The sequence below is a fragment of the Marinobacter sp. bablab_jr003 genome (assembly GCF_016464245.1).
GTDB classification, from domain to species: Bacteria; Pseudomonadota; Gammaproteobacteria; order Pseudomonadales; family Oleiphilaceae; genus Marinobacter; species Marinobacter vinifirmus.
This window is the reverse complement of record NZ_JADARC010000105.1, coordinates 1-4,041: the sequence shown is the minus strand read 5'-3', so window position 1 is coordinate 4,041 and position 4,041 is coordinate 1. Positions and strand designations below refer to the sequence as shown.

Genomic DNA, 4,041 nt, shown 5'->3' with positions numbered 1-4,041 from the left:
CGGCCGGGTGAAAGTCCGATTCCCGTGGGATCGCTATTCAAAAAATGATGAACACAGCAGCGCCTGGCTGCGCGTCGCCCAGGGCTGGGCCGGCGGCCAATACGGCTTTATGGCCCTGCCCAGAATCGGCAACGAAGTGATTGTTAGCTTCCTGGACGGCGACCCGGACCAGCCCATTATTACCGGCAGGACTTACCACGCCACCAACACACCGCCCTACGCGCTGCCGGAACACAAAACCCGGACCACATTAAAAACCAAAACCCACAAGGGTGAGGGCAGCAACGAACTCAGGTTTGAAGACGAAGCTGATCAAGAGCAAATCTACGTTCACGCCCAGAAAGACCTGGACTTGCTCACCGAACACAACCGCACCGAAGTCATCAAGAACGACAGCCACCTGACGGTGGAGAGCCACCAGTTCAGCCATGTAAAAGCCGCTGAACACTGCACGACCGACGGTGAAAGCCGGCTTTCCGTGGGCGCAGACTGCAGCCAGATCGTGGGTGGCACTTACCATCAGAAAACCGGCCGTGTGATGGCATCCGAAGCAGGTACCGAAGTGCACCACAAGGCCGGTGCGAAGGTGGTACTGGATGCAGGGGCGGAGCTGACGATTTCTGGCGGTGGCAGCTTTATCAAGCTGGATCCCAGTGGCGTGACCTTGAGTGGGCCGGGGATCAAGATTAATTCTGGTGGGGCGCCGGGGAGTGGGGCTGTGCAAAGTTCTGCTAGTCCGGAGCTACCAAATCTTCTTGGCAAAGATGGGACGGCAACGCCACAGCCTTCCGAACTGGCAATGGTCGGCCAGCGCAAAACTGCCTCTCCTGACCAGGTGGAGTTTGATCAGTTACCGGGCTCCGATCGAAAACTGATCATTGATGTGATTGGCGGGCATCTTGAGCGTGGCTCTGTGGAAGCGATTAAAGGGACTGATGGGGAGGAAACTGTATGACAGATGCTGTGGATTTTGCAGATGAGTCCCGGGATCGCTCGATTCTAAGAAGAGCAGATTACGACGATACCGATCCCAAAGATCTGGTACTGACTGTGCCCAAGCGCGATGGCGGCAAGATCGCGATTCCTCTTCTGAAGCACGCAAGATCTAACACCGAGCGTGAAGATTATCAGGATAATACCCTCGTAAGAATCAAGCCTCTGGCAGAGATCGCCAGCAACTTGCCTGTTAGACGCGGCTCCAATGCCCCCGTTTATCAAGGGAAAGGCGTAGCACTGTTGCGGCCTGGCTTTCTTTATATTTTCCGCGAAGACAAGCTCTGGCGAGAATTAGAGATCAGTCAGAACTCCCAATTCAGCGATATTGATCTACAGGCAGTGCGGGCGGAGGTTGGTGACCCAGAATCTGACTTGAGAATGATACGCCCATCAGCCGGGCAGTGGTTGGACGATGTGCTTGTTCCGGTGTTTCTCCAGGGGCAAGCGGTGATGCACGATTTCCGCATGGCCTACAGTGAAATCCAGTGGGATTGGGCCTACATCCAAAAACTTGAAGAGAGTGCAGCGACTCGTAATGCAAGGACGACGGGTGTGGGTCACGCCTGGGCTGTCACATCGGTTGATTCGTTGAGTTTTGAAACCGGATTTCCTGCATCACGTGTTGAAGATGTTCCGAAACTGAGGCACAGGGATCTGGGCATTGAACTGATGATAGAGAATCCCTGCGACTTCGTGCTCAGTTTTGAAGGGCCGGGTGAAGACGAACTATGCAGCAAGCTCTCGAAGTTATTAGAGAGCAACGAGAAGCAGGCGAGGGAGTCGGCCCGGCGTGCGGCCTCTCGAAGCGAAGTAAAAGACCCGGTTGCTTACACTGAGCAATTGATGAATAACCCGCTTGAACTTGCACTGGAGGCAACCGCACCAGAGCCGGTGGATGGCAGTGACGAGGGGGAGGTGGCGAACATTCTTGACCTTTCCTGCCCCCCTGGAGCAGATCTTTTGCAGCATCTGCGCTCCCAGAAGGGGGTCGTTTGCGTGGCTATCCCGGACCCGTTGTTCAGGTTGCGCCATTCGTTGGCGCAGCTTCAATTGGCGCTTCACTATCTCGATGCTATTGATGTCTCCATACAGGAAAAGCCGCTGGTTCATTCGGCGATGCTGATACGTCAGACCTTATTCGATCCACAGGCATCTGACTCAAGCGATCAGATTGGAAAGCTGCGAGCAGCAGTAGATCAGGACAAGCTCAATCAAATCCTGGAGCATTCAGAACGCCAGATGATGCTTGAGAACATAACGGGGCATCTGCAGAAACTCGAAACACTGATTGAGAGCGGTGAGTTTGATTCAATCTGCGGTGATTACCTGTATCACACAGGGCTTGGCCCGTGTGAAGCATTCTCTCTGCATACAGGTCTGCTCGACCTCATTCAGCAATTACCCGGTATTTACAGGGCCCAGGGGGTGGTGGCACCCAGTATTCTATCTAGGTTGCTAAAGCAGGGATTGGACAAGAGTTCGATTATTGCGGCTTTGGCTAATGAAGGATGTGCAGAGGGAGAAGTATCACCGCTGCTGGCGCATTTAAAAGCTCTATCTAACAAGAACGACATGCTCACAGAACAGCATCTGACTGGCCTCGGCCTGTCAGCCATTAGCACCATTGCGCAGCAGTTAAAGCATGAGGAGGCTGATTCTGACACTAATGATGACGGCAATTCTTCTGTTTCTGTTGGCTCTGCCGGCACTGTTGCGGGAATGCTTGAAACTGCGCTGGGTGGCTGGAGTGGGGCTGTTCTTAAGGTCGCTGATCGTTTACGTGAAAGTGGCGACTTGACGGCCATCAAGCTGGAGCGGGTGTTTGCCGCAGTCAGTGAAGCGGCTGATATTGCGGATCCAAAACTCGGCGGCGAACTACGAGTGATGCGTAGGGATGCTGTAGACCTGACGCGCTTCAGCATTGTAGGTGTACATGGAAAAGGACTTTCGTTCGGGTTGACCGACGCGGACCTTCAGAGTGAGGCATTAACAAGACGCAACGATTACCTGTTTGCTGATCGGGTTGACGCGGCTGGTAAAAAAGTTGCTTCCACCAGTCCGGCAAGGCTTTCTGATGAGGTTGGCGAAGCTGTGGTGAAGGCGGCTGCCCACACCTGGGTGTTTGTGTTGCCGATTGATCATCCAGAAGCTCTAAAGTTCAGTGCGTGGAGATTTGATTGGGCTAATAAGGCTAAGGCTGTTGCGGACGGTCCTGGGTTGTCTCGAGTTTTGGTAGGTCTTGCCGCATTCAACCTCACTTCAGAAATATGGAGCCTTCTGAATGCAAACACCGAACAGCTGGGCTTGTCTTATTTGAAATCCTTCGGAGCCTTTCTTGATATATCGGCAGCATTAATGAAACTCCATGTAGCGACTTCACCAGCTTCTGGCACACTGGGTTTGAGGGTAATACTAAGACCGCTTTTCGAGATTAGATCTGTTCCACTTATCGGTTCTCTCATACAACAAAAACTCATGAGGGATGGAGCGAGTACCATTGTACGCTCTATGTCCTTGGTGAACTTCTTCGCGGCTGGCGTTATGGTGGCCGTAAGCGCGTGGGATTTTCGCAATAGCGTGAGTCGGGGAGACTTGGATGCCGCGCTTGGTCATGGATTAGCAGTGATTGGCGGCAGCCTTTTCGTATTCTCAAAGATAATGCATGGTTTGTTGTTTGTGCCCGGTTGGGGATGGGCTCTCTTTGGGTTGGGCCTCATTCTGGGTGGCAGTATATATGCCGCGATTGCGACTGATAGTGAGTTTGAGCAGGTGTTGAAAAGAGGGCCTCTGGGGATTGGTCCAAGTCATCCGGGACTTCAAGACAATGATGCATCGTACTATGCACAATTACTCAGCATGTTCGCGCCCCTAAGCGTTTCCGCAAAACGTTACAATGATTTGAGCGAGAGTTATTGTCAAATCTGGTGTATGACCATCAGGCAGCGTTCCTGCCAGATTGATCTTCCACCTGTATTCCATCCTGAAACTGCACGTTGTCCACGACCAGCTTCAGTTGGTCAAACCCCTTGATTCGCTTCCAGCGTT

General features: G+C 52.8%; 1 protein-coding gene and 1 pseudogene. Both read left to right on the top strand.

What is annotated here, in order from left to right:
- A partial coding sequence (locus H3Z84_RS10930; RefSeq protein WP_228285820.1) for a type VI secretion system Vgr family protein occupies nt 1-955 on the top strand: 955 nt, incomplete at its 5' end.
- Nucleotides 952-1,527 (top strand): annotated as a pseudogene (locus H3Z84_RS17290) (toxin VasX); the annotation flags it as partial. The gene H3Z84_RS10930 and the pseudogene H3Z84_RS17290, both read left to right, overlap by 4 nt.
- Between the last annotated feature and the right edge of the window lie 2,514 nt (nt 1,528-4,041).